This window comes from Kitasatospora sp. NPDC001539, from assembly GCF_040298565.1.
Lineage (GTDB): Bacteria > Actinomycetota > Actinomycetes > Streptomycetales > Streptomycetaceae > Kitasatospora.
The window spans coordinates 19530-42490 of the sequence record NZ_JBEPAK010000023.1 but is presented as its reverse complement, the minus strand read 5'-3'; the positions used below and the strand labels follow the sequence as shown (position 1 = coordinate 42490).

General features: G+C 74.1%; 19 protein-coding genes and 1 pseudogene. 7 read left to right on the top strand and 13 right to left on the bottom strand.

Translation table 11 applies throughout. The annotated features are described in order from the left end of the window. Positions 1-60: 60 nt before the first annotated feature. Both ABT247_RS06915 and ABT247_RS06910 read right to left on the bottom strand, forming a co-directional pair. Positions 61-513, bottom strand: coding sequence for a DUF7144 family membrane protein (locus ABT247_RS06915; protein ID WP_392900119.1), 453 nt, complete (start codon positions 511-513; stop codon positions 61-63). 144 nt (positions 514-657) lie between these two features. Beyond that, the gene (locus ABT247_RS06910) at positions 658-2028 is read right to left on the bottom strand and encodes a hypothetical protein (RefSeq protein ID WP_350739089.1); all 1371 of its coding nucleotides are present in this window, start codon (positions 2026-2028) and stop codon (positions 658-660) included. Positions 2029-2344: 316 nt separating this feature from the next. Here ABT247_RS06910 and ABT247_RS06905 point away from each other — a divergent pair, with 316 nt between their 5' ends. Together ABT247_RS06905 and ABT247_RS06900 are read left to right on the top strand one after the other, a co-directional pair. After that, complete coding sequence (locus tag ABT247_RS06905; protein ID WP_350739086.1) at positions 2345-2845, top strand: DUF6325 family protein; 501 nt, start codon at positions 2345-2347, stop codon at positions 2843-2845. A 23-nt stretch (positions 2846-2868) separates the two neighbouring features. Beyond that, a complete protein-coding gene (locus ABT247_RS06900; protein ID WP_350739084.1) occupies positions 2869-3153 on the top strand; it encodes an SHOCT domain-containing protein in 285 nt (94 codons plus the stop codon). A gap of 40 nt (positions 3154-3193) precedes the next feature. On the opposite strand, the gene ABT247_RS06895 is transcribed toward ABT247_RS06900, so the two are convergent. After that, complete coding sequence (locus ABT247_RS06895; protein ID WP_350739082.1) at positions 3194-3715, bottom strand: hypothetical protein; 522 nt, start codon at positions 3713-3715, stop codon at positions 3194-3196. Positions 3716-3898: 183 nt separating this feature from the next. Here ABT247_RS06895 and ABT247_RS06890 point away from each other — a divergent pair, with 183 nt between their 5' ends. From ABT247_RS06890 to ABT247_RS06875, 4 genes are all read left to right on the top strand, one after another. Further along, positions 3899-5728 (top strand): glycoside hydrolase family 15 protein, encoded by a 1830-nt coding sequence (locus tag ABT247_RS06890; protein WP_350739079.1) that lies wholly within the window; start codon positions 3899-3901, stop codon positions 5726-5728. Between the two features lie 12 nt (positions 5729-5740). Next, positions 5741-7150, top strand: a complete 1410-nt coding sequence (locus ABT247_RS06885; protein ID WP_350739076.1) for an MFS transporter — start codon at positions 5741-5743, stop codon at positions 7148-7150. A gap of 214 nt (positions 7151-7364) precedes the next feature. Beyond that, entirely contained in the window at positions 7365-8255 is an 891-nt protein-coding gene (locus tag ABT247_RS06880; RefSeq protein ID WP_350739073.1) for a YhjD/YihY/BrkB family envelope integrity protein, read from the top strand. 140 nt (positions 8256-8395) lie between these two features. Beyond that, entirely contained in the window at positions 8396-11110 is a 2715-nt protein-coding gene (locus ABT247_RS06875) for a winged helix-turn-helix domain-containing protein (protein ID WP_350739070.1), read from the top strand. A gap of 63 nt (positions 11111-11173) precedes the next feature. Here ABT247_RS06875 and ABT247_RS06870 read toward each other — a convergent pair whose 3' ends face one another. Then, a complete protein-coding gene (locus tag ABT247_RS06870; RefSeq protein ID WP_350739067.1) occupies positions 11174-12118 on the bottom strand; it encodes a hypothetical protein in 945 nt (314 codons plus the stop codon). Positions 12119-12342: 224 nt separating this feature from the next. Between ABT247_RS06870 and ABT247_RS06865 the strand changes: the two genes are divergently transcribed. Beyond that, positions 12343-12738 (top strand): SHOCT domain-containing protein, encoded by a 396-nt coding sequence (locus tag ABT247_RS06865; RefSeq protein WP_350739064.1) that lies wholly within the window; start codon positions 12343-12345, stop codon positions 12736-12738. A 143-nt stretch (positions 12739-12881) separates the two neighbouring features. Here ABT247_RS06865 and ABT247_RS06860 read toward each other — a convergent pair whose 3' ends face one another. The 9 genes and pseudogenes from ABT247_RS06860 to ABT247_RS06820 form a co-directional block, all read right to left on the bottom strand. Continuing rightward, entirely contained in the window at positions 12882-14102 is a 1221-nt protein-coding gene (locus ABT247_RS06860; protein WP_350739061.1) for an arylsulfotransferase family protein, read from the bottom strand. A gap of 55 nt (positions 14103-14157) precedes the next feature. Then, positions 14158-15340 (bottom strand): annotated as a pseudogene (locus ABT247_RS06855) (LLM class flavin-dependent oxidoreductase). Positions 15341-15478: 138 nt separating this feature from the next. Beyond that, positions 15479-16504, bottom strand: a complete 1026-nt coding sequence (locus ABT247_RS06850; RefSeq protein WP_350739059.1) for an ABC transporter substrate-binding protein — start codon at positions 16502-16504, stop codon at positions 15479-15481. Positions 16505-16514: 10 nt separating this feature from the next. Then, positions 16515-17252 (bottom strand): ABC transporter ATP-binding protein, encoded by a 738-nt coding sequence (locus ABT247_RS06845; RefSeq protein WP_350739056.1) that lies wholly within the window; start codon positions 17250-17252, stop codon positions 16515-16517. Continuing rightward, positions 17225-18079 (bottom strand): ABC transporter permease, encoded by an 855-nt coding sequence (locus ABT247_RS06840; RefSeq protein WP_502892396.1) that lies wholly within the window; start codon positions 18077-18079, stop codon positions 17225-17227. Before ABT247_RS06840 ends, ABT247_RS06845 begins: the two co-directional genes overlap by 28 nt. A 734-nt stretch (positions 18080-18813) precedes the next feature. Continuing rightward, the gene (locus ABT247_RS06835; RefSeq protein ID WP_350739054.1) at positions 18814-19638 is read right to left on the bottom strand and encodes a DUF1295 domain-containing protein; all 825 of its coding nucleotides are present in this window, start codon (positions 19636-19638) and stop codon (positions 18814-18816) included. Further along, positions 19635-20894 (bottom strand): class I SAM-dependent methyltransferase, encoded by a 1260-nt coding sequence (locus ABT247_RS06830; protein WP_350739051.1) that lies wholly within the window; start codon positions 20892-20894, stop codon positions 19635-19637. Before ABT247_RS06830 ends, ABT247_RS06835 begins: the two co-directional genes overlap by 4 nt. Next, positions 20891-22180, bottom strand: coding sequence for a class I SAM-dependent methyltransferase (locus tag ABT247_RS06825; RefSeq protein WP_350739048.1), 1290 nt, complete (start codon positions 22178-22180; stop codon positions 20891-20893). Before ABT247_RS06825 ends, ABT247_RS06830 begins: the two co-directional genes overlap by 4 nt. After that, positions 22177-22956 (bottom strand): DUF1365 domain-containing protein, encoded by a 780-nt coding sequence (locus tag ABT247_RS06820; RefSeq protein ID WP_350739101.1) that lies wholly within the window; start codon positions 22954-22956, stop codon positions 22177-22179. The genes ABT247_RS06825 and ABT247_RS06820 overlap by 4 nt, the downstream gene beginning before the upstream one ends. Positions 22957-22961: the final 5 nt, after the last annotated feature.

Genomic DNA, 22961 nt, shown 5'->3' with positions numbered 1-22961 from the left:
GGACGACGTCCGGGGCCGGGCCGTGTCGCGCCGAGGCGGCGGATTCCGGCGGTCACTCGGTCACTCGGCCGCCCGCTCGAGGCCGCCGTGGCACAGCCCCCAGATGACCAGTGCGTCGATCGCGATCAGGACGATGGCCCACCCCGGGTAGTAGGGCAGCCACAGGAAGTTGGCGATCATTCCGAGGCCGGCGATGGCGACACCGAAGATCCGGGCCCACAGGATGCCGCTGAAGACGGCGACGCCCGCCACCACGATCAGGACGCCGAGGATGAGGTGGATCCAGCCCCACCCCGCGGTGTTCATCGAGTACACGTAGTTGCGGGTGACGACGACCAGGTCGTCCTTGGCGATGGCGGAGATCCCCTCGAAGACCGCCATGAGACCGCCGGTGATCAGCATGACTCCGGCGAAGATGGTCCATCCGCTGGTGTAGCCGTGCTGCCGGGGCGGGGCGACCTGGCTGCCGCCGCTTCCGCTGACACTGCCGCTTCCGCTGACGCTGCTCGTCATGGCCGTGACTCCTTCAGTGGCGTCCCGCCCGGCGGATCGTGAAAGGCGGGGGGTCGAACAGAAGTCCTACGTTCACGGTAGGACCGGATCCGTGTCCTGTCGTGGGCAGCGGCCGGGGGGCGGTGCGGGCCCCGCGGAGCCCGGTCAGTCCTGCGGGGGCGGATGCCCGGCGTCGCCCGGCTCCAGGGCATCACCCGGTGCGGCGCCGCCCGGTCCGGAGGCGACCACCCGCCCGGAGGCGGCGATCAGTGCCAGCACGGCGAGGACCGCGAGCAGCACCAGGACGAGCAGGAGCACGGTCAGCACGGTCGGGTGGTTCCAGAGGGCGAACACCAGGGCCGCGATCAGCAGCGCCGCGAGGGCGAGCCCGCGGCGGTGGGCGTCGGTCCAGGCGCCGACCCGCCCGGTGTGCACGCCGTGCGCGCCGCCCCAGCGGGCGGCCGAGTCCGCGGCCCGGTCGGCCCCGCCGCGCACCGCGCGCGGCAGTCGTCCCGCCCCGGACAGGTAGGCGCCGAGCGCGACCACCACGCCGAGGACGACGGCGGTGCGCAGGCTGACCCGCAGGAACCTCAGCAGTGTGTCGAAGACCGCGGCCGCGGCGGCCGGGGACTGCACCGCGGGCGGCAGGTGGTCCAGGTAGTAGTGCCGGGCGATCACCAGGGCGATCGCCACCAGCAGGGCCGCTCCGGCCGCTCCCAGCGCCGTCGACACCAGCGCACGGCGCCGTCGGCGCGCCAGCAGGACGCCGACCAGGCCGAGCAGCACGGTGATCACCGGCACCCAGTTGCCCAGCACGTCCAGCGCGTGCGCGCCACCACGGATTTTGGCCAGCTTGTCGGACTGGAACAGCACCATCTGCTTGTCCACGTCCGGGATCTTCTCGGCCGGCGTCAGCCCCGCGGCCACCAGTTGCCCCTTCAGCTGGTCGACGGCCTGGCCCACGTCGAGGGTGACCGTGCCGTCGCTGATGCCGACGGCGCCGCGGCCGCTGCCGGTCAGCGCGCGCACCACCGCGGTGTGGGCGCCGCGGTTCGCCTGCGTCCAGACGGTCCCGAAGGCGTCGCTCTGCACGACCCCGGTCGCCGCCCTGGTGACCACCTGGTTCACGGCGTCGTCGATCCTGGGGCCCAGGGACCTGACGGCGGACGCGGCCCGGGGTGGCAGGCCCTGCGACTGCAGCCAGGACGCCAGGTCGGAGGCGACGTCCGGGCCGTCCACCTTGACGTCCACCGCCTGCGTGATCCGGCGGACCGCTGCGTCCTGGATCGCCGGGTTCGTCGCCAACGGCGCGACCGTGGAGACGTAGCGGTCGGTGTCGAGCGCGATGTCGTGCACCCAGACGGTGAGCAGCGAGACCGGCACCAGGATGCAGGTCAACGTGATCAGCACGGCCGAGGCGGTGCTCCTGACGATCCGGCCCACCCGGGAGGCGTGCCGGGGCTGCGCGGGGGCGCCCTCGTCGGCCGGGCCGCCCGGCGCCGGCCCGGACGGCTGGGGTTCGCTCGGCCCGTTCAACTGCCCTCCTGGCGCCGGCTCTCGCTGAAGCGGCTGCGACGCCGCTGACACCATTCACGCCGCAGCCGCCCTGGTCCGGCGCGCCGGGCTGGGCCGTCCGGAGGCGCGGGAGCAGCGGCCGGCCGGTCACGCCCGTCCGACCGGTGCGCGGCCCGGCCCCGGCCGCCGTCTCACCCCGGGCAGGTGATCCGCGCCCACCCGGCGGTCCCTACGGTCGAAAGCAGCGACGGCCCGCAGGGGCCGGCGCGTGAGGCCCTGACGACTCACCGGACTTCACCGGACTTCACGCCGGACGTCACCCGGAAGGAGCACCACCATGGTCGAGGACGACCTCGCCGAGACCGGGCCCATCGACTACCTGGTGGTCGAGTTCCCCGGCAACCGGATGACCGGGGAAGGGCTTCCGCTGCTGATCGACCTGGTGGACCGGGGTGTGATCCGCATCCTGGACTTCGCGTTCGTGCGCAAGGACACCGACGGCACCGTCTCGGGCATGGAGATCGCCGACTTCGACGGCGACGGCCGCCTGGACCTCGCCGTCTTCGAGGGTGCCGGGTCGGGCCTGCTCGACGCCGGGGACCTGAGCGAGGCCGCCGCAGTCGTCGAGCCCGGCAACTCGGCCGGTGTGCTCATCTACGAGAACACCTGGGCCGCCCCGTTCGCCACGGCGCTGCGCCGCGGCGGCGCGCGGGTGGTCGCCAGCGGCCGGGTGCCGCTGCCGGAGCTGCTGCGCTCCCTGGACGAGCTGGACGCCGCGGAAGGCGGCCCGGCCGGTGCGGCGGACGGCTCCGGTTCGGGCCCGTCCGACGCCAGGTGACGTCGCCGAGAGGAGTGGGAGTCATGCCTGGACTGCTGCGCGGCATCGCGCGCACCGCCGTCGTCGCCGGGACGGCGACCGCCGTGTCCAACCGGGTGTCCCGTCGCCAGGCGGGCCGTTGGGCGCAACAGGACGCGGCGGCCGAGTACGCACCGCCCCCGCCCCCGCCGCCGGCCCCTGCCGCACCCGCCGCGGCGGACATGGACGCGAAGATCTCCCAGCTGCAGCAGTTGGCGCAGCTGCGGGACCAGGGCGTCCTCACCGAGGAGGAGTTCGCCACGCAGAAGCAGCGGCTGCTGGCCGGCTGAGCGCCGTCGGCAGGGCCGCGGCAGCACCGCGGCGGGTGCCTCAGTGCCCGACGGCGACCTTGGCCGCGACGATGACCAGGCCCAGGAGCAGGTTGACCGCGCCCTCGGCGGCGATCTGGCCGGACGAGGCGCCGGCCCGGCGGGCCCCCAGCGTCGCCCAGACCACCTGCTGCGCGACGGCGACAGCGAGGGCGAGCCAGGCGTTCTCGCCCGCCCCCAGCCACGGACTGACCAGCACCGCCAGGGCGGGCAGCGCCGACGCCTCGACGAGCGGCCACTCGTGCCGGCCGACCTCGCGCACCTGCCTCCGGGTGACCGGCCGGCCGGCCTCGCGCTCGCCGGCCACCTGCGCGTAGACGTGGGCGGCCCAGAAGACGAGCCCGGTGATCACCAGCAGCAGGATGAGCGACAGCCGGGGGTGCGGCTCGTGCAGGTCGGAGGCCGCGATCACCGAGGCGGCGAGCATCGAACCGTACACCGCGCCGGCGTAGTCGGTCCGGTTCCCGGTTCCGTCCGGAGCCGGTTCGCGCGGGGCGTCGGTACGCCCGCGAGACGTTGTCATGGCGCCTGCTCCCGTCATCGCCGCGAGGCCGACCGCTGGGACCGTTTGGGCCATCATCGCCCGCGACCCGGGTTCCGGCGCGTCCGCGCGGCTCACCCCCGCCGGGTGACCCGCGTTCCGGCCGCCGCTCGTAACGTCAGCACGGCAAGGGCTGTTTCCCCGTCGTCCACCGAGGAGTTCACCGTGAACCCCTACCCCCCGATCGCCGAGCACGGGGTCATCGGTGACCTCCAGACCGCCGCGCTGGTGGCCACCAGTGGCGACATCGACTGGTGGTGCACCCCCCGCTTCGACTCCCCGAGCCTCTTCGCCGCCCTGCTGGACCACGAGAAGGGCGGCCGGTGCGGTCTGGCCGTCGACCGGGAAGCGGTGCCCGACGTCCAGGTGAAGCAGCTCTACCTCGCCGACACGGCCATCCTGGTGACCCGCTTCCTCGCGCCGGAGGGCGTGGCGGAGGTCGTCGACTTCATGGAGCCCGACACGTCCGAGTCCCCGAGCGACCGGCACCGGATCACCCGCACGGCCCGGGTGGTCCGCGGCAGGGTGCCCTTCCTGCTGGAGTGCCGACCGCGCTTCGACTACGGCCGGGCGCCCCACCAGCTCACCCTGACGGACGAACGCAGCGCGGTGCTCCGCGGCCCGGACCAGGAACTGTCCGTACAGGTCACCGCCCCCGTCGTGCTCCGCGCCGACGACTCCGACGTGACCGCGAGGTTCACCCTGGGCGCGGGGGAGATGGCCACCGTCCTCCTCAGCACCCAGCCGCCGGGCTCCGTGCCGGCCGCCCCGCCCAGTGACGTGGAGACCGTCGCCGCCTTCGACGCCTGCCGGGAGTTCTGGTACGGGTGGCTCAGGTCCTCCGGGTACCAGGGACGTTGGCGCCAGATGGTGGACCGGTCGGCGATCACGCTGAAACTGCTCAGCTACCACCCGACCGGTGCGCTGATCGCCGCCGCCACGATGGGGCTGCCGGAGCAGGTCGGCGGGGAGCGGAACTGGGACTACCGCTACACCTGGATCCGGGACGCCTCGCTCTCCGTCCACACACTCATCCGCCTCGGCTTCCGCGACGAGGCGCGCGCCTTCCGACGGTGGGTGCGGGACCGCATGGAGGCCGCCGACGGCGCCGGAGAGCGCCTCCAGATCATGTACCGCGTCGACGGCGACCCCCACCTGACCGAGGAGTCCCTCACCCACTGGGAGGGCTACCGCCGCTCCTCCCCGGTGCGCGCCGGCAACGCCGCCGCCGACCAGCTCCAGCTCGACATCTACGGTGAAGCGGCCTACGCGTTCGCCGCCGACGAGGACGACATGGGGGCCCTGCGCGGCTGGGCGGCGTTCCGCGGACTCGTGGACTGGCTGACCGAGCAGTGGGACCGCCCGGACGAGGGCATCTGGGAGACCCGTGGCGGACGGCAGGACTTCACCTACAGCCGTCTGATGTGCTGGGTGGCCTTCGACCGCGCCGTCCGGTTCGCCCGCCGGTTCGCCCGCCCCGCGGACCTGGACCGCTGGAGCTCGGAGCGCGACGACATCCTGCGCCAGATCGTGCAACGCGGCTGGAGCCGCGAGCGCGAGGCCTTCACCCAGCACTACGGCACCGACGTCCTGGACGCCTCGCTGCTGCTCATGCCCAAGGTCGGCTTCCTCTCTCCCACCGATCCGTCCTGGCTGACCACCCTCGACGCGATGGACCGGGAACTGGTCCAGGACAGCCTGGTCTACCGCTACGACCCGGCCGCCTCACCCGACGGGTTGAGCGGCTCCGAGGGCACCTTCAACCTCTGCACCTTCCTCTACGTCGAGGCCCTGGCCCGGGCCGGCCGGGTCCACCAGGCCCGGTACGCCTTCGACAAGATGCTCACGTACGCCAACCACGTCGGGCTGTTCGCCGAGGAGATCGGCCCCTCCGGCGAGCAACTCGGCAACTTCCCCCAGGCGTTCACCCACCTCGCCCTCATCGACGCGGCCATGGCCCTGGACGAGGAACTCGACCGCCGAGGGACGTCCTGAGGGGCGCGCGCGATGACCTCCACCGCCGTCCCCACCCCCACCGCGGCCGGACGCAAGGTGCTGATCCCGCTGGCGCTGGCCCAGTTCATCTGCAGCTTCGCCGGCTCCAGCATGAACGTGATGATCAACGACATGAGCCGGGACCTGGACACCAGCGTCCAGGGCATCCAGGTCGCCATCACCGTCTTCCTGCTGGTGATGGCCGCGTTGATGATCCCCGGGGGCAAGCTCACCGACCGCTGGGGCCGCAAGCGCTGTCTGATGGCGGGCCTCGCCGTCTACGGCGTGGGCGCCCTGCTCAGTGCGGCCGCCCCCGGACTCGGCGTCCTCATCCTTGGGAACTCCGTCCTGGAGGGCGTCGGTACCGCCCTGCTGATCCCGCCCGTCTACATCCTCACGACCCTGCTCTTCACCGGTACGGCCGCCCGGGCCCGCGCCTTCGGCACCATCATGGCCCTCGGCGGCGTCGGCGCCGCGGCCGGACCGCTGCTCGGCGGCCTGCTCACCACGGCCATCGACTGGCGTGCCAACTTCGGCTTCCAGGTCGTGGTCATCGTTCTGATCCTGTTCTTCACCCGCAAACTGGAGGACCCCCTTCCCGCCGATCCCACCCGGGCGTTCGACACCGTCGGCGCCGTGCTGTCCGCGGCCGGGCTGATCCTGCTGGTCACCGGCATCCTCGCCGCCGACAACAACACCTGGCTGATGATCGCGCTCCTGCTCGCCGGCGCCGCGGTGCTGGCCGGCTTCTTCCGCTGGATCCGCCGCGTCGAACGCGCCGGACGCGAACCGCTGCTGGCCCCCGGCCTGTTCCACAACCGCACCTCCAACCTGGGGCTGGTCACCCAGAACGCCCAGTGGCTCGTGCTGATGGGCGTCTCGTTCACCGTCGGCGCCTACCTCCAGGTCGTCCGCGGCTACAGCGCCATCGCCACCGGTGGCGTCTTCACCTCCGCCACTCTCGGCCTGCTCGCCACCTCGCTCGCCGCCGAGCGCCTCGCCAAGCGCCGCTCCCAGCGCACCCTGATCCTCACCGGTTTCGCGGTCACCACCGTCGGCATCGTCGTGCTGCTGCTCCTGGTCCGCGCCGTCGACGACATCTGGGCCTTCACCCCCGGCCTGCTGCTGATCGGGCTGGGCATCGGCCTGATGCTCACGCCCTCCGTCAACATCGTGCAGTCCGCCTTCCCCGACAGCCGCCAGGGCGAGATCTCCGGCCTGTCCCGCAGCGTCTCCAACCTGGGCTCCTCCCTGGGAACCGCGATCGCCGGAACCATCCTGGTCTCCGAACTCACCCGCAACAGCTACGCGGCGGCGATGGCCGCCCTCGGCCTCTGCGGCGTGATCGGACTCTGCGCGGCGATGTTCCTGCCGCACGACGGGGCCGCCACCGCGCGCGGCCAGGCGCCGCGATCCCGCTGAGGAGCACGACGCCGGACGAGCTCGACGGCTCGCCCTGCGAACCGCCGTGCACCGGCCAGGCGCGGGGAGGATAGCGGAGGCGCTGCGCCGAACGGCGGACCGTCCGACGTGCCGCGCGCCCTCCCGTCGCCCACCCTTGGACGGAATGCCCAGCGCTCGGGTCGAGGACGAGCCGGGGCGGACCGGATGCGGGCACGACCGGAGGGAGCGCGCGGTGGCGGCACAGCGTGACGAGCCCGGCCGGGCCGAATGGTTCCGCGCCAGGAGCGCCTGGCTGAGGGAACGCACGGCCACCCTGCGCGAGGCCCCGTTCCTGCGCCGGCTCGCCTCGCAGCTGCTCCACGTCCACGTCCTGGACATGGCCACGCGCCTCGCGGCCCAGGCCTTCCTGACCGCCATCCCGGTGCTGTTCGTACTGGCCGCCTTCATGCCCCAGGAGGTGCGCAACAGCGTCTCCGAATCCCTGCGGACCGTCCTGGGGCTCCAGGGTGCCTCGCTCGACGAGATCCGGGCGGCGCTGCGCCCCAGCGGTCAGGGCTCCACCATCGACGCCTTCGGCGGCATCGGGATCCTGGTGACCCTGCTCTCGGCCACGAGCTGCAGCCGCATCCTCCAGCGGCTGTGCGAGCGGAGCTGGCACCTGCCCCACCTCGCCGGGCGCCTGGCGGCGTGGCGATGGCTCGCCTGGCTCCTGGTGTGGCTGACCGCCCTGATCCTCCAGGGCCAGGTGCGGTCCGGGTTCGGGGCGGGCTCCGGCCTCGGGGTCGTGCTCTACCTGATCACGGCCACCCTGCTCTGGTGGTGGACCCAGCACCTGCTGCTCGGCGGCCGGGTCCCCTGGCTGCCCCTGCTGCCGGGCGCGCTGCTGACCGGAGCCGCGCTGACGGCGCTCGCCTGGGTGTCGCGGCTCTACGTACCCCGCTCGCTGAACCGCAGCGTGACGCAGTTCGGCCCGCTCGGCCTGGTCTTCACCCTGCTCAGCTGGCTCATCGTGGTCTTCACGGCCGTCACCCTCGGCATCGCGATCGGGTACGTCGTGGCGAGCCAGGGGCGGCTGGCCCGGCTCCTGGCGACGCCGGAGCCGGCCCCGGCGGGCGGGGACTGAGGCCCGTCGCACCGCGACCGCAGGGGCGGGCGGCCCCCGACGGGGGGCCGGTGGCCCCTTTGCCAGGCCGAGCGGTGTCACCCAGGATGGGGATTGTCAGTGCTCCGCGCCACCGTGCGCCGTACTCCGAGGTGAGCACCATGACCATCGGCTCGCCCACCCACCCCGCGGACGCGCCTCGACCCGGCACCGCCCGGCCGACCCGGATACCCGGCGGCGACCCCGTCCTCGCGGCCCGCTTCGCCGTCCCGCCGGTCCCGGGGACGTTCGTGCACAGACCGCGCCTGGTCGAGCGCCTGCGCGACGGTCTCCGGACGCCCCTCCTGCTGGTGACCGCCCCGGCCGGAGCCGGCAAGACCCTGCTGGTCTCCGACTGGCTGGCGACGACGCGGCTGCGGGGCCCGGCGGTCTGGCTCACCGTCGAGCGGGAGGACAACGCACCGGGGGTCTTCTGGGCCTACCTGCTGGAAGCCGTGCGGCACCAGGGCGTCGTCCTGCCGGACGACATCGGAACCCCCGCCCGGGCCGACGGGATCGACCACTCGCTGCTGGCCGGGCTGGCCGCCCACCTGAGCCGCCGCGAGGATCCCGTAGTCGTCGTCCTCGACGAGCTCGAGCAGGTGTCGTCCGCGGAAGTGGCCACCGGGCTCCACTTCCTGCTCAGCCACGCCGGCCCGGGTCTTCGGCTGGTCCTGATCAGCCGCAACGAGCCGTCCCTGCCGCTCCACCGCTACCGTGCCTCCGGCAGTGCCACCGAGGTCCGGGCCGCCGACCTGGCCTTCCGGCCGCAGGAGACCGCCGTACTGCTGCGCCGGCACGGCCTGGCCCTCTCGGACGACACCGCCCGGGCGCTGACCGAGCGGACCGGCGGGTGGGCCGCCGGGCTGCGACTGTCCGCCCTGGCCGCCCAGCGGGCCGCCGACCCCGAGGTGTACCTGAAGGAGTTCGAAGCCTGCCGCAGCACCGTCGCGGACTTCCTGCTCGCCGAGGTGCTCGGCGACCAGCCCGCCGAGACGCAGGACCTCCTCCTGCGCACGAGCGTCCTGGACCGGATCCACCCGGGCCTCGCCGACGCCCTGACCGGCCGCTCGGACGGATCTCGGATCCTCACGGCCCTCGCCCGCGCCGACACCTTCGTCGAACCCGTCGGCCGCTCCTGGTACCGCTGCCACCCGCTGTTCGCCGAGATCCTCCGTGACCACCTGTCGGCGTGCAGCCCGGGGCTGGAACGGGCGCTCCACCGCAGGGCGGCCCGCTGGCTGACCGCGGCCGGGCACCTGACCGACGGCCTGGTGCACGCCGCCGCAGCCGGCGACTGGGACTTCGCCGCGACCGAGGTCGTCGACCGGCTCGCCATCGGACGGCTGTTCGCCGGTCGCGACGCGGAGCGGCTCGACCGCCTGTTCGCCGACATGCCACCCGATGCCCGGGGGCCGGCCCCGGAACTGATCCGGGCGGCCCGCGACCTCGCCCACCACCAGGTGGACGGCGGGCTCGAGCACCTCCGGCACGCCGAGACGCTGCTCTCCGAGCGCGGCGCCGACGCCGTTCCGGCGGCCCTGCTCAATGCGGCCCACCTCCGGGTGCTGGCCGGCCGGCTGCTCGGCTCGGCCGACATGGCACGGGCCGCCGCCGAACGGGCGGCGCGCCTGGAGGAGGAGGTCCCGCAGGGACTCCGGCGGGAACACCCCGAACTTCCCGCGCTCCGCCTGACCGACCTCGGTTCCGCACTGCTCTGGAAGGGCAGCCTCGACGCCGCCGGAACGGCCCTGTCGGCCGCCGCCACGGCGGAGGCCGACGGTGCCGCCACGGCCTGTCCGCGCCACGAGTCGTTCGCTCGGCTCGCCCTGATCGACCTGCTCCGGGGTCAGCCGGGGCAGGCCGAGATCCACCTGCGCAGGGCCGGGGCCGAGGCCGAACTGGGCGGCCTGGCACCGGACTCCCGCACGGGGGCCGACCAGCTCGTGCTGGCCGCGCTCGCCGTCGACCGCGACGACCTGCCCGCGGCGCGGGCGGCACTGGACCGGGTCGCCGAGTCGGCCGCGGCCGACCACGATCCCACCGTCGCGGCGGGGATCACGATCGTCCGGGCGAGGATGCTGCTGGCCGACGGCCGTAGTCGCGCGGCGCTCGACCTCCTCGGCGGCCTGGAGGACGGTACCCCCGTCGCCGGACCGCCACCACCCTGGGTACGGGAGGGCGTCGCCGTGGCCGCGGCCGCCGGACACCTCGCCGAGGGCGACCCGGCCGCCGCGCTGGAGGCGCTGGAGCGCAGTGGCGCGGACGGCCCGGAACCCGCCGTCGCCGCCGCCCGGGCCCACCTCGCCGCGGGGGAGAGCCGAGGGGCACTGCGGATCCTGGCGGCGATCCCCGAGCACGACGGCCACGGACCCGCGATCACCGTGCGGGTCCTGCTGACCCGGTCCCAGGCGGCGCTGGCCCTGGGGGACGAGGCCGCGGCCCAACGCCTGCTCGCCCGCGCCCTCGCGGTCGCCCGGCCGGAGCGGCTGCGTCGGCCCTTCCGGGAAGCCGGTCCGTGGCTGCGGCGCCTGCTGCACGCCCGGCCCGAGCTGGTGGAGTCCCACGGCTGGCTGCCGCCCGACCTCCTGCCCGGCGCTGCGGCCAAGGCGTCCGAGGAGGCCGCCGCGGTGACCGACCCGGTCGAACCGCTCAGCGACCGCGAGCTGGACGTCCTCAGACTGGCCGCGCAGATGCTCTCCACGGACGAGATCGCCGCCGAGTTGTTCCTGTCGGTGAACACCGTCAAGACGCACCTCAAGAGCATCAACCGGAAACTCGCCGTCACCGGGCGCAACAGGGCCGTGCGGCGGGCGCGCGCCCTGCACCTGCTCTGACCGCGCCCGTCCTGCTCCGGCCGCGCACGTCCTGCTTCGGCCGCCCGTCCGCCCGGGCCCGCCTCAGCCGCGCCGACGCCGGCGCCGGCGGGCCCGGAGATGGCGCCACCCGACGACCACGGCACTCGCGCCGATCATCACCAGGAACATCGTGAGCCACGCGTTGTGGGCGACGCGGGCACCGGTGACCAGCACCAGCAGCACAGCGCCCACGGTCGCCAGGCACGCCAGCACGGTCCGCAGCACCACGAGGAGCATCCCCGGACGCAGGACCGACCGGGTCCTTCCGGTCCGCGCGGCCTCCGGCAGGGCCAAGCCGAATTGGCGCAGCGCACGCTCGCCGAGCTCTCCGGTGGCGCGGCGGTACATGACGCCGCACGCCGGCACCCACACGAACGGGACGACGGTTCCGATGAGCACCAGCACTCCCAGGCCGATCCAGCCGAGCCATTTGCGGAGGCTGGTGCGGGCGGGGTCCTCGGGGGTCACCAGCCCGATCAGGTACGCCTGGCGGCGGACGACGGCCGCCCAGGAGGCCTTCTCCCCGGCACCGGTTCCGGCCCGCGCCGCCCTCCGCAGGGCCTCCTGCGCCTGCTCGACCGTCGGGTGGACCCCCTGCACCACCAGGATCTGGGCCGCCGCGTCGTCGCCGCAGGGATCGCGGCCGGCCAGCGCCGCGAGCTCCAGCACCATGCGCAGCTGGGCGAGCAGCGCCGCGACGAACGCGACCGGGAGCAGGAGGATGAACGGGCCCCCGAGGAAGGATCCCTCGACCACCGTGCGGCGCACCCCCCGCTCGATGATCCGCTCGGCGGGATCCGGCCCGGCCGTCCCCGCCGGCCCGCTCCGGCGCGGCGCCGCGGCCTGTTCCGCCGCCTGGGGGCCCAGGTAGTCGACCACGAAGGCCGCGAGGCGTTCGGGCAGGTGGGCGGGATCCGCTCGGACCGTCGCCAGCAGTCGTCCCACGACGCCGGGTCGCTGTTGCCGCTCGTGCTCCGCTCCGCCCATCAGCCGCAGGATAACCCTGCCGGTCGACGCCCGCCCCGGGGCCGGATCACCCGGCCGGGGTGAGGCCGGGGCGGGCCGGCGGTGCGTATCTGGAACCGGAGCACGTCACGGCTTCCCGCCCGGTGCCTCCGGGGCCCGGGCGGCGGCTCGGGGCGTCCCGGCTCGGCACACCGCGGGCCCGCGGCGGCCCTGCGGGGCGCGCCGTCGATGTCAGGAGGCCCGCGGTGGACTACCCACTGCTCGACATCTTCTTCACCACCATGTGGATCTTCCTGTGGATCATGTGGTTCTTCCTGCTCTTCCGCGTCTTCGGGGACCTCTTCCACGACGACAGCGTGAGCGGCTGGGGCAAGGCCGGCTGGTCGGTGTTCCTGCTCGTCCTGCCCTTCCTCGGCGTCTTCGTGTACCTCATCGCGCGGGGCAACGACATGGGACGGCGCGAAGCGCAGCGGACCGCCGAGGCGGAGCAGGAGCTCCGCGCCTATCTCCGGCAGACGGCCTCCGAGACCGCGGCGCCCTCCAGTCACGTCGACGAACTGGCCCGCCTCGCGGACCTCAGGAACAGGGGAGACGTCACCGAGGACGAGTACCAGCGCGCCAAGGCGAAGGTGCTCGCCTGACGCTCGCCACCCCGAGCGGACGCTGGTCCTCGCCGGCGGTCGAGGAGTGGCCTCCAGCCGTGGAGCGGTGCGCCGGGCGCGCGCAGCGGGGTACGGCCGCGCCCGGGAGACGAAGGCGTCTCCCGGGCGCTCGTGCGCGTCGGTCACTTCCAGTCGAACCGGTAGGCCCGGTAGCTGTTCACCCCCGCGGGAAGCGTGGCGTCGTACAGCAGCTCGCCCTTCCGGCCGAACTCGGAGACGCCGGGCAGCGAGCCCCACCCGACGAGGAGGTTCCCGTTGCGCAGCGTCTGGGCGTTGCCCTGCGACGAGGCGCTGAGCTTCGCCGGCTGGTCGGCGGAGCTCACCAGGGTCGCCCGGTGCGTCCTGGTGTCCAGGCGCACGGTGACCACCCGGCTGTACGGAAGCTCGGAAACGGGGTCGGACCCGGTGTTCGCCCTACCCGCGGCCTCGTTGTCGAAGAACGTGTACAGGCCGTTCCCGAGCGGCTCCGGGTCGTGCTGCCAGGCGAAGATCCTCGCGGCGCCGTCCAGCACCTGGCCCGGCGCGGCGGTCAGCTCGAACGAGCCCGCCTTGCCGCCGAGTTGCCAGAGGATCCGGCCGGTGTGCCGGGACACCTGGTACGTCGTCCAGGTGTTGCGGGCATCGACGAGGAGTTCGCCCTCGCCGTCCGGCTTGACGGCGTTGATGTGGAACCAGTCCCAGGGCGTGTCCGGCGAGGACGGCAGCGGCTGCTCGCTCTGCCCGTAGGGCACGTGGTCGGCGCTGTTCCACTCGAACAGGACCTTGCCGGTGCGGATGTCGATCTCCTGCACGATCCCGTTGATCACCTTCTGGTGGGCGGAGCCGCCGATGGAGGTGAGGTCGGCGGTGGCCTCGGCGTAGGCGAGGATCAGCGCGGTGTTGCGCGGCGTGATCACGAACTCGTGGCCGTCGGCCGAGTAGCCGTTGCCGGCCCGCACTTCGGCGATCTTCCGGTAGTGCTCGTCGTAGATGTAGTCGACGCCGCTGGCCAGGCCGCCGAGGTTGGTGCCCTGCCACCAGGTCAGCACCGGCTTGCCCCGGTAGGTCTGCTTGCGGAAGTCGGCCGCCTGCTGCCCGGCCGGTACCGCGTGCGACCAGACGACCTTCCTGCCGTCGGGACTGAGGATCTCCACGCCACTGGCGTACCGGCCGGTGGCGGAGTTCGGCGCGATGAAGAGGTCACCGCTGCCGGTCCCCGCCTTGTCGGTCAGGACGTTCAGCGGGGGCAGTGGCGCGCTGTCCGGCGTCGCCGCCGTGGCGCCGGGCGCCGGCAGCACGCCGACGAACGCCGCGGTCGCAGCCACGGCCAGTGCCCTGCGGGCGGCCCAGGTCGTCTTTCGCATGGTGGTCCTTACTGGTGGAGGGCGGTCGGGTGAGCGGACTTTCGGTGGTGGGTCGTCAGCGGCCGGCGCCGGAGAGCAGCGGGGTACCGGCCGTCGCGGCGGCGCCGGGCGGCGGGCCGACCAGGCCACGGGCCTGGAGCACAGGGCGCACCCCTTCGCCGAACCAGTACGCCTCCTCCAGGTGCGGGTAGCCGGAGAGGACGAAGTGGTCGATGCCCAGGGCGTGGTACTCCTCGATCCGGTCGGCCACCTCCTCGTGGCTGCCGACCAGCGCCGTGCCGGCCCCACCGCGGACCAGGCCGACGCCCGCCCAGAGGTTGGGGTGGATCTCGAGGTCTGCGCGCGATCCCCGGTGGAGTGCCAGCATCCGTTGCTGGCCCACCGATTCGCTGCGGCCGAGCAACTGCTGGGCCAGTGCGACCGCGTCGTCGTCGAGGTCGTCCAGCAGCCGCTGCGCCTCCTGCCAGGCGTGCCGGGAGGAGTCGCGGGAGATGGTGTGCAGCCGGACGCCGAAGCGGATCTCGCGGCCCTCGGCCTCGGCGAGCCCCCGGATCCAGTCGACCTTCTCCTTGACCTGGGCGGGCGGTTCGCCCCAGGTCAGGTAGACGTCGGCGTGCTTGGCGGCGACCGGGCCGGCGGCGGCCGAGGAGCCGCCGAAGAACACCGGCGGCGCGGGAGCGGGCGGCACCGGTACGTGCGCGCCGGTCACCCGGTAGTGGGCGCCCTCGAAGTCGAACGGCGTGCCGGTCCACGCCCCGCGCACCACGCTGAGGAACTCGTCGGTGCGGGCGTAGCGGCCGTCGTGGTCCAGGTGGTCGCCGAACCGGGCCTGCTCGGCCGCGTCGCCGCCGGTCACCACGTTGAGCAGCAGTCGGCCGCGGGTGGCCCGCTGGTAGGTGGCGGCCATCTGGGCGGCCAGGGTCGGCGAGATCACCCCCGGGCGGAAGGCGACCAGGAACTTCAGGTGCTCGGTCTCGTGGGCGAGGAAGGCCGTGGTGAGCCAGGCGTCCTCGCACCAGGTGCCGGTGGGGGTGAGCACCGCTTCGAAGCCGAGCCGGTCGGCGGCCTTGGCGATCTGGGCGAGGTACTCGATGTCGGGTGGCCGGACGGCCGCGGCGGCGCTGCCCACCGTCGGGTTCGCGGCCGCCCCCGGTGAGGTTGCCGGCGTAGGCGTGGCGGTCGACCAGGCCTCGGCCGTCCCCGCCGGTCGGCAGGAACCAGTGCAGGTGAAGGTTCATCAGGACTCTTTCGGTCGGGCGCTTCGGTCAGGGATTCCGGTCGGGCGCTTCGGTCGGGGGCTTCGGTCGGGGACTCCGGTCAGGCACTTCGGTCAGGCACTTCGGTCGGGCGCTTCGGTCGGGGGCAGGAGCGCCCGGTCAGGACGGAGGGGGCAGCTGCGTGGTGGAGGCCGGCAGCCCCGCGTTGAAGCGGCGGTCGGTGAAGTCCGCGAAGGAGAAGGAGGCCGGGATGAGCTTCTGCCCGGCGAAGGTGTCGGCGATCGCCTGCTCGGAGCGGACGGCGTCGTCGTCCAGCGCCACGCCGAAGGACGTCGCCTGAGTGCGCCGCACCGAGGTCAGCGCGACGTCGTAGGGGATTCCGGTCTGCTTGGACCACACCTGCGCCCACTCCTCGGGATGCGTGGCCGCCCAGTGCTGGGCGGCCCGCAGCCGCTGCAGGTAGTCGCCGACCAGCTTGCTGCGCGCCTGGTCGGCCAGCGCGCTGGTGGAGGCGACGGCGAAGGACAGTCCCGCCGTGACCCCCTCCCCGGTGGCCAGGACGCGGCCGCCGGCCTGCTCCGCCATGGCGGTGTACGGGTCCCACACCGCCCAGGCGTCGATCTTCCCCGAGTTGAACGCGGCCAGCGCGTCGGCGGGTTGGAGGTAGCTCAGGTGCACGTCGGCCGGCGAGAGGCCGGCCTTGAGCAGCAGCGCGACCAGGGTGTAGTGCGAGGAGCTGCCCTGGGCGACGGCGATGGTCCGGCCCTTGAGCGCGGCGATGCCGGTCACCCCCGAGCCCTTGGGCACCAGGACGGCGTCACCCGCCGCGGAGGCCCGGACCGCCCCGACCACCTTCACCGGCCGCTTGGCGGCTCCGGCGAAGACCGGGGGCGTGTCGCCGACCGAGCCGAGATCGACCGACCCGGCACCGATCGCCTCCAGCATCGGCGGGCCGGAGGTGAAGGAGGACCAACTGATCCTGTACGGGAGGTCCTTGCTCTGGCCCGAGGCGTCCAACAGGGCCTGCGCGGCGGAGCCCTTCTGGTCCCCCACCCGCAGGGTCGGGGCTGCCCCGGCGGATTCCGGGGCCTGCGACCGTGCCGATGACGAGCCGCAGGCGGCCAGAGCGGCGAGCAGGAGGGGCGCGATGGCGGCCGCAACGGTGCGGCGGTTCTTCAGGGACATGTCGTGATCCTCAGTAGGGGCCGGAGACGCCGAGCCGGTCGAGCAGGGAGCTGCGCAGGCGGAGCACCGCCGGGTCGGCGGGGTCGCGCGGTCGGGCGAGGTCCACCGGCTCGTCGTGGACGATCGCCCCGGCGCGCATCACCAGCACGCGGTCGGCGAGCAGCGCGGCCTCCTCGACGTCGTGCGTGACCAGCAGCACCGCGCAGTTGCGACGCTCCCAGACCTCGGCGACCAACCGCTGCGCCCGCAGTCGGGTGAGGGCGTCCAGTGCGCCGAACGGCTCGTCCAGGAGCAGGAGTTCAGGTTCATGCACCAGCGCCCGAGCCAGTGCGGCACGCTGGGCCTCGCCGCCGGAGAGGGTCTTGGGCCAGGCGTCGGCCCGGTGGGCCAGACCCACCTCGGCAAGCACCCGATCGGCCAGCGGCCGGTCCGGCCGGCCGGGGAGCCCGAGGACCACGTTGCGCCAGACCTTCTTCCAGGGCATCAGCCGCGGTGCCTGGAAGGCCACGGCGCGCCGCCCCGGCACCAGCACCTCCCCGTCGATCTCCCGGTCCAGACCCGCCAGGATCCGCAGCAGCGTGCTCTTGCCGCAGCCGCTCGCGCCCAGCAGAACGGTGAACTGCCCCGGCTCCAGGCGCAGATCGAGACCGTCGAGGACGACCTCCGGGCCGAAGGACTTGCGCAGGCCGCGGACCAGCACGGCGGCGCCGGTCGAGTTCCTCACGTTCCGCTGAAGGTCGGTCGCCACGACAGCAGAGTCCTTTCCAGCGCGCGGACGATGAGGTCGGCCAGGAGCCCGAGGAGGGCGTAGACCAGGAGGCAGACGACGATCACGTCGGTCTGGAAGAACTCGCGGGCCTGGTTCATCAGGAAGCCGATGCCGTTGTCGGCGTTGATCGTCTCCCCGAAGACCAGTGCGAGCCACGAGACGGTCAGCGCGTACCGCAGGCCGGTCATCAGGCCGGGCAGCGCCCCGGGGAGGACGATGTGCCAGATCTGCTGACGCCGGTTCAGGCCGAGTGTCCTGCCGGCCTCGACGAGCGCGTCGTCGACGCTGCGGATCCCGGCGTAGACGTTCAGGTAGAGGTTGAAGCCGACGCCCATCGCGATCAGCGCCACCTTGGGCGCCTCTCCGATGCCCACCCAGATGATGAGCAGCGGGATCAGGCCGATGAAGGGAACGGTGCGCAACATCTGCACGGTCGCGTCGACCAGGTCCTCGCCGAGCCTGGACAGGCCGGCGACCAGGGCCAGTCCGACACCGACCAGGCTCCCGAGCGCCAGGCCGCAGAGCACCCGTTGCAGCGAGACGGCCAGGGCGGACGGCAGGGTGCCGTCCGCGGTCATGGTGACGGCCTTGCCGAGAACGGTGGACGGCGCCGCCAGGGTCTGGGCGGAGAGCGCTCCGGTCGAGCCGAGCACCTGCCAGACGGCGAGCAGGACGAGCGGCGCGATCGAGCGCCGCGCCCAGCGCGGTGCGCGCCGGCTCCGACCGGCGCGTGCGGCGACGGCGACCAGGTCGGGGGCCGGGGCGTCGCGGGTAACTGCGGGTGGTGGTGGGGCGTCCGTGTCGATGGACACAGGTGTCTCCTCGGGCAGAGTCGGACCCGGGCGAGGGCAGGGAGAGGACAGGCGCCGCAGCGTGCACCCGACGGGCACACGGGTGCGGGCAGGCCTGGGAGTGCACCGCGCGAACGGTGCGTCGGCACACGTGAGGCGGTGTCAGAACACGGGCGGTTCAGCGGCCGGGACGGCCGTCAGAGGCCGTGCGGCAGGGCGTCAGCAGCCCTCAACAGGGGCGACAGGCAGCGGAACAGACCCAGAGGAGGTCGATGTGACCCCGGGTCGTCAGAGGGATTCGGCGCTGCTGCATGCCGGGGAAGCTAGCCGGACTCGGCAAGCGGCGTCAACCACGTCCGGATCCTGAACGCCGCCGGCGGTCGGATCTACGTGACGACGAGGGCGTCCGCGCCTCGGCGCCACCGGGCGCGCGGCCGCGGCGCGGGACGCCTCCGGCGATGGTGAGCGCTCCGCCGCTGAGGGAGCGCTGCCCGCCCCCTGCGCCCCGGGCCGCACCTCGGCCACACCACGGGCCGTCCCGAACGGCGAGTGGCGTCCTGGTCCGGATGCTCCACTGCGCCGGTCACGAGCCGGTGATCGCCGGTCGGCACCGGTCTTCGAATCTTCACGGGGCGTTACAGTGCGCAGGCCGGTGGCGCCCCTCGACGACTACGGCCGCGCCGCAGCCACCGCGCGCCGTCGCCCGAGCAGCACAGCACTCCCGGGCCCGGTCGACCCGGACGGACCGGTCACGGCCCGGTGCCGGGCGGGGGCCCCGGACGGCGTGGCGGCAGGGGCAGGAAGCCGCTGGTACGGGCGGCGTACTCGGCCCAGCCAGGGCGTTCGGAGCCCAGGTGCCTCTCCAGCAGCGGTTTGCCGCTGCCGAAGGCGAGCAGCCAGGTCATCAGGGCAGGGCTGAGGACGAGGGCCCAGCCCGCCGGGGTGTCGGCGCACAGCAGGAACAGGCCCCACCACAGGCAGGCGTCGCCGAAGTAGTTGGGGTGGCGGGTGTAGCGCCACAGGCCCCGGTCCATGATCCGGCCGCGGTTGGCCGGGTCGGCCTTGAAGCGGGCGAGCTGACGGTCCCCGACCGCTTCGAAGAACAGACCCACCGCCCACAGCGCGGTGCCCGCCCAGGCGAGCGCGCCGGGCGGCTTCGGGATGTACTGGGCGGCCTGGACGGGCAGGGAGACGAACCAGACCAGGGCGGCTTGGAGCAGGTAGACCATCCGCAGGGCGTAGCGGGTGCGGGCCGGGCCCTCGGGGGCGCGGGAGAGCATCCGGGCGTAGCGCGCGTCCTCGGGCTCGCCCCGGCCGCGCCACCAGATGTGCCCGGACAGCCGCAGGCCCCACACGGTGACCAACACCGCGGCCAGGATCCGGCGCCCGGGGTCGCCGTGGCCGCCGGAGAGGGCGAGGGAGGCGAGGGCGACGGCGGTGAACGCGAGCCCCCAGGCGACGTCCACGCCGCGGTGGCGCCCGGTGCGCACGCCGACGGCGAAAGCGGCGAGGAGCACGGCCAGGGCGACGGCGGCGGTGACCGGCAGCGCCCGGGCGAAGGCGGCGGCGTTCACGGCTGCGTCCCGTACCAGTGGGCGGGGCGCACGGTGGACGGCGGGCCGCCGGGGCGTCGGGCGAGGACCTGGTCCACGCCCATCCGCCCCTCGGCGAACGCCAGGGAGCTGCCGGCCAGGTAGAGCTCCCACAGCCGGACCGTGGGCCGGCCGACCAGGGCGGTGAACTCGGCCCGGCGCTCGCGCAGGGTGTCGTGCCAGGCGTCGATGGTGCGGGCGTAGTGCTCGCGCATCGCCTCGGTGTGGACGACCTCCAGCCCGGCGGACTCCAGGAGGTCGACGGTCCGGCCCACGGGCCGCATGTGCATGTCGGGGGCGATGTAGGTCTCGATGAAGGCCCCGCCGCCCGGTGCGGTGGCGCCGCGGGACATCTGCTGGACGAGCAGGCGGCCGCCGGGCCGCAGCAGGCCGTTCAGACGGGCCGCGAAGGCCGGGTATCGGTCCTCGCCGACGTGCTCGCCCATCTCGATGCAGCTGATGGCGTCGTAGGCGGCGGGCTCGATGTCCCGGTAGTCGCGCAGCTGGACGTCGACCAGGTCCGCCACGCCCGCTGCGGCCATGCTGTCGGTGGCCCAGCGGTGCTGGCGTTCGGAGAGCGTGACGGCAGTGACGCGGGCCCCGAAGCGGCGTGCGGCGTGGCGGGCGAGCGCGCCCCAGCCGCAGCCGACGTCGAGCAGCCGGGAGCCGGGTTCGAGCGCGAGCTTGCGGCAGACCAGGTCGAACTTGGCTTCCTGGGCGGCCTGGAGGCCTTGGTCGTCGCGCCCGTAGTAGGCACACGAGTAGGCCATCGCGGGGCCGAGCAGGAGCGCGTAGAAGTCGTTGGACAGGTCGTAGTGGTGGCTGATCACCGCGCGGTCGCGGGCCCGGCTGTGCGGCGCGCCGCCGACCGCTGCGCGCCCGCGCGGACGGGCGGGAGGCGCACCGAGCGCACCGAGCCGGGCCGCGGTGGCCAGCAGTGCGGGCCAGGCCCGGGGCGCCGGGAGCGTGGGCCGCCGGCCGGCCAGGGTGCGTCGGACCTGGCTCAGGCCGGAGGCGAGATCGCCCTCGATGTCCAGTTCGTCGAGGATGTAGGCCTCGGCCAGGCCGAGTTCACCGGGCTGCCACAGCAGCCGGCGCACCGCTCGGGGACGGCGCAGGACGACGACGGGGGCGCCCTCGGGCCCGGTGGCGGAGCCGTCCCAGGTCTTCAGGCGGAACGGCAGGGGGCCGGGGAGCAGCCGGCCGAGGGCTGCGGCGACCAGGGCGGCGGCGTTCACCTGCCCGCCTCCTCGCGGGTCAGCAGGACCTGGTGGACGTCGAGGTAGCCGGTGCGGAAGCCGGCTTCGGAGTAGGCGAGGTAGAGCTCCCACATGCGCCGGAAGACCTCGTCGAACCCGAGGGCCGCGACCTCGTTGGAGTGTTCGGCGAAGCGTTCCCGCCACAGGCGCAGGGTCTGGGCGTAGTGCGGCCCCCAGGTGTCGGCGTGGGTCACCCGCAGGCGGGTGTGGCGGGCCGCGGTCTCCTCGATCGCCCGCAGCGAGGGGATCTGCCCGCCGGGGAAGACGTACTTGAGGATCCAGGTGTAGGTGCCGCTGCTGGCCAGCATCCGTTCGTGGGGCATGGTGATGGCCTGCAGGGCGACGCGGCCGCCCGGTGCCAGGACGCGGTCGAGGGTGGCGAAGTACCGGGGCCAGAAGGGCCGGCCGACGGCCTCGATCATCTCGACGCTGACCACGGCGTCGTACCGGCCCTCGGCGGCGCGGTAGTCGCACAGCCGCACCTGCACCCGGTCCGTGTGCCCGGCGTCGGCGATGCGGCGGCGGGCGAGGGCGAGTTGCTCCTCGGAGAGGGTGAGGCTGACCACGCGGGCGCCGCGCGCGGCGGCGCGCAGGGCCAGTTCGCCCCAGCCCGTGCCGATCTCCAGCAGCCGGGTGCCGGGGCCGACGGCGGCGAGGTCGAGCAGCCGGTCGATCTTGCGGTGCTGGGCGGCGGGCAGGCCGTCCCGGGTGGCGAGCGGGGCTCCGTCCGGTCCGGTCGGGAAGATCGCCGAGGAGTAGGTCATCGTCCGGTCGAGGAAGAGTGCGAACAGGTCGTTGGACAGGTCGTAGTGCCGGTGGACGTTGCGCCGCGCGTTCCTCGCGGTGGGCACCTCCGCCGCCGGTGGGCGCTGGACGTACAGTCGGCGCAGCCACTGGGTGCCGGGCGGTACCAGCGTGTGGGGTGCGGTGGCGAGTTCGGTGAGCAGCGCGACCAGGTCGGGGCTGTCCCACTCACCGGCCTGGTAGGACTCGCCGAAGCCGATCAGCCCGCCTTCGCCGACGCGGTGGAGGAAGGCGCGCGGCCGGTGCAGGCGCAGCACGGGGGCGCCGGGCGGGGCGGGCTGCAGGGTGCGGCCGCCGGGAAGGTCGACGCGCAGGCCGCGGCGGGCCGCCACCCGCCGCAGCAGGCGCGCCGCGGCGGCCGCGCGCAGCGGCACGTTCGGCACCCGCGCGACGTCCGGCCAGCGCGAGGGGTCGACGGGGGCCGACGGGGTCGACGCCGGCAGCGCGGTCGTGGTCGTCATGGGGTGGGCACCTCTTCCGTGGGCGCGGGCGTTCCGGCGGGCCGGTACGGGCCGGCGGTCGGACGGGGATGGACGGACAGGCCGCTGAGCCACAGGCGGACGCCCTGGTAGCGGATGTGCAGGCTGACGGCCCAGGTGGCGAACGGATGGGCGAGCGCGGCGCGCAGCAGGGCGGCGGGGCCGGCCGGCCGTGCGGTGCCGCGCACGGTGGCGGTGAAGGCCCGGCCGCCGGGGCGTTCCAGGTGGACGGTCAGGCGCAGCCGTTCGCCCGGTTCGGGCAGCAGCATCGTGTAGCGGCCGTCGACGGGGAAGAACGGTGAGACGTAGAAGTCCTTGTCGGTCCCGCCGCGGCCCCGGGGATCGGGTGGCAGCAGGTAGCGGTGGCGGCCGCCGTAGGTGTTGTGGACCTCGGCGACGGTGCACAGCGGACGGCCCGTCTCGTCACGGCACCAGTACACGGTCAGCGGGTTGAACACGTACCCCAGGGAACGGGCCTGGGCGAGCATCAGGACCCGCCCGCCGCCGAGGCGGACACCGCGGCCCTCGAGGAACCGTGCCAGATCCTGGCGGACGGTCGGCGCCGGGCCGGGCGGGCCGAGGAGGTGGTCGCCCACCGGGAACCGCGCCAGTGGCCGCAGCGGGCGCGGGACGGGCGGCAGGCGGTCGAGGTCCACCAGCCACAGGTAGCCCCGGTGGCGGAACTGCCGCCGGGAGGGCGCGGTGCGCACGTGGGTGGTGACGGTGTCGTACAGGACGGCGCCCCAGGGCCCGGGCAGGGCGG

Coding starts and splice junctions, on each gene's coding strand:
- ABT247_RS06850 (WP_350739059.1), bottom strand. CDS start 16,504: ATGTCCCTGAAGAACCGCCGCACCGTTGCGGCCGCCATCGCGCCCCTC.
- ABT247_RS06870 (WP_350739067.1), bottom strand. CDS start 12,118: ATGGGCGGAGCGGAGCACGAGCGGCAACAGCGACCCGGCGTCGTGGGA.
- ABT247_RS06900 (WP_350739084.1), top strand. CDS start 2,869: ATGCCTGGACTGCTGCGCGGCATCGCGCGCACCGCCGTCGTCGCCGGG.
- ABT247_RS06860 (WP_350739061.1), bottom strand. CDS start 14,102: ATGCGAAAGACGACCTGGGCCGCCCGCAGGGCACTGGCCGTGGCTGCG.
- ABT247_RS06875 (WP_350739070.1), top strand. CDS start 8,396: ATGACCATCGGCTCGCCCACCCACCCCGCGGACGCGCCTCGACCCGGC.
- ABT247_RS06895 (WP_350739082.1), bottom strand. CDS start 3,715: ATGACAACGTCTCGCGGGCGTACCGACGCCCCGCGCGAACCGGCTCCG.
- ABT247_RS06825 (WP_350739048.1), bottom strand. CDS start 22,180: ATGACGACCACGACCGCGCTGCCGGCGTCGACCCCGTCGGCCCCCGTC.
- ABT247_RS06905 (WP_350739086.1), top strand. CDS start 2,345: ATGGTCGAGGACGACCTCGCCGAGACCGGGCCCATCGACTACCTGGTG.
- ABT247_RS06885 (WP_350739076.1), top strand. CDS start 5,741: ATGACCTCCACCGCCGTCCCCACCCCCACCGCGGCCGGACGCAAGGTG.
- ABT247_RS06915 (WP_392900119.1), bottom strand. CDS start 513: ATGACGAGCAGCGTCAGCGGAAGCGGCAGTGTCAGCGGAAGCGGCGGC.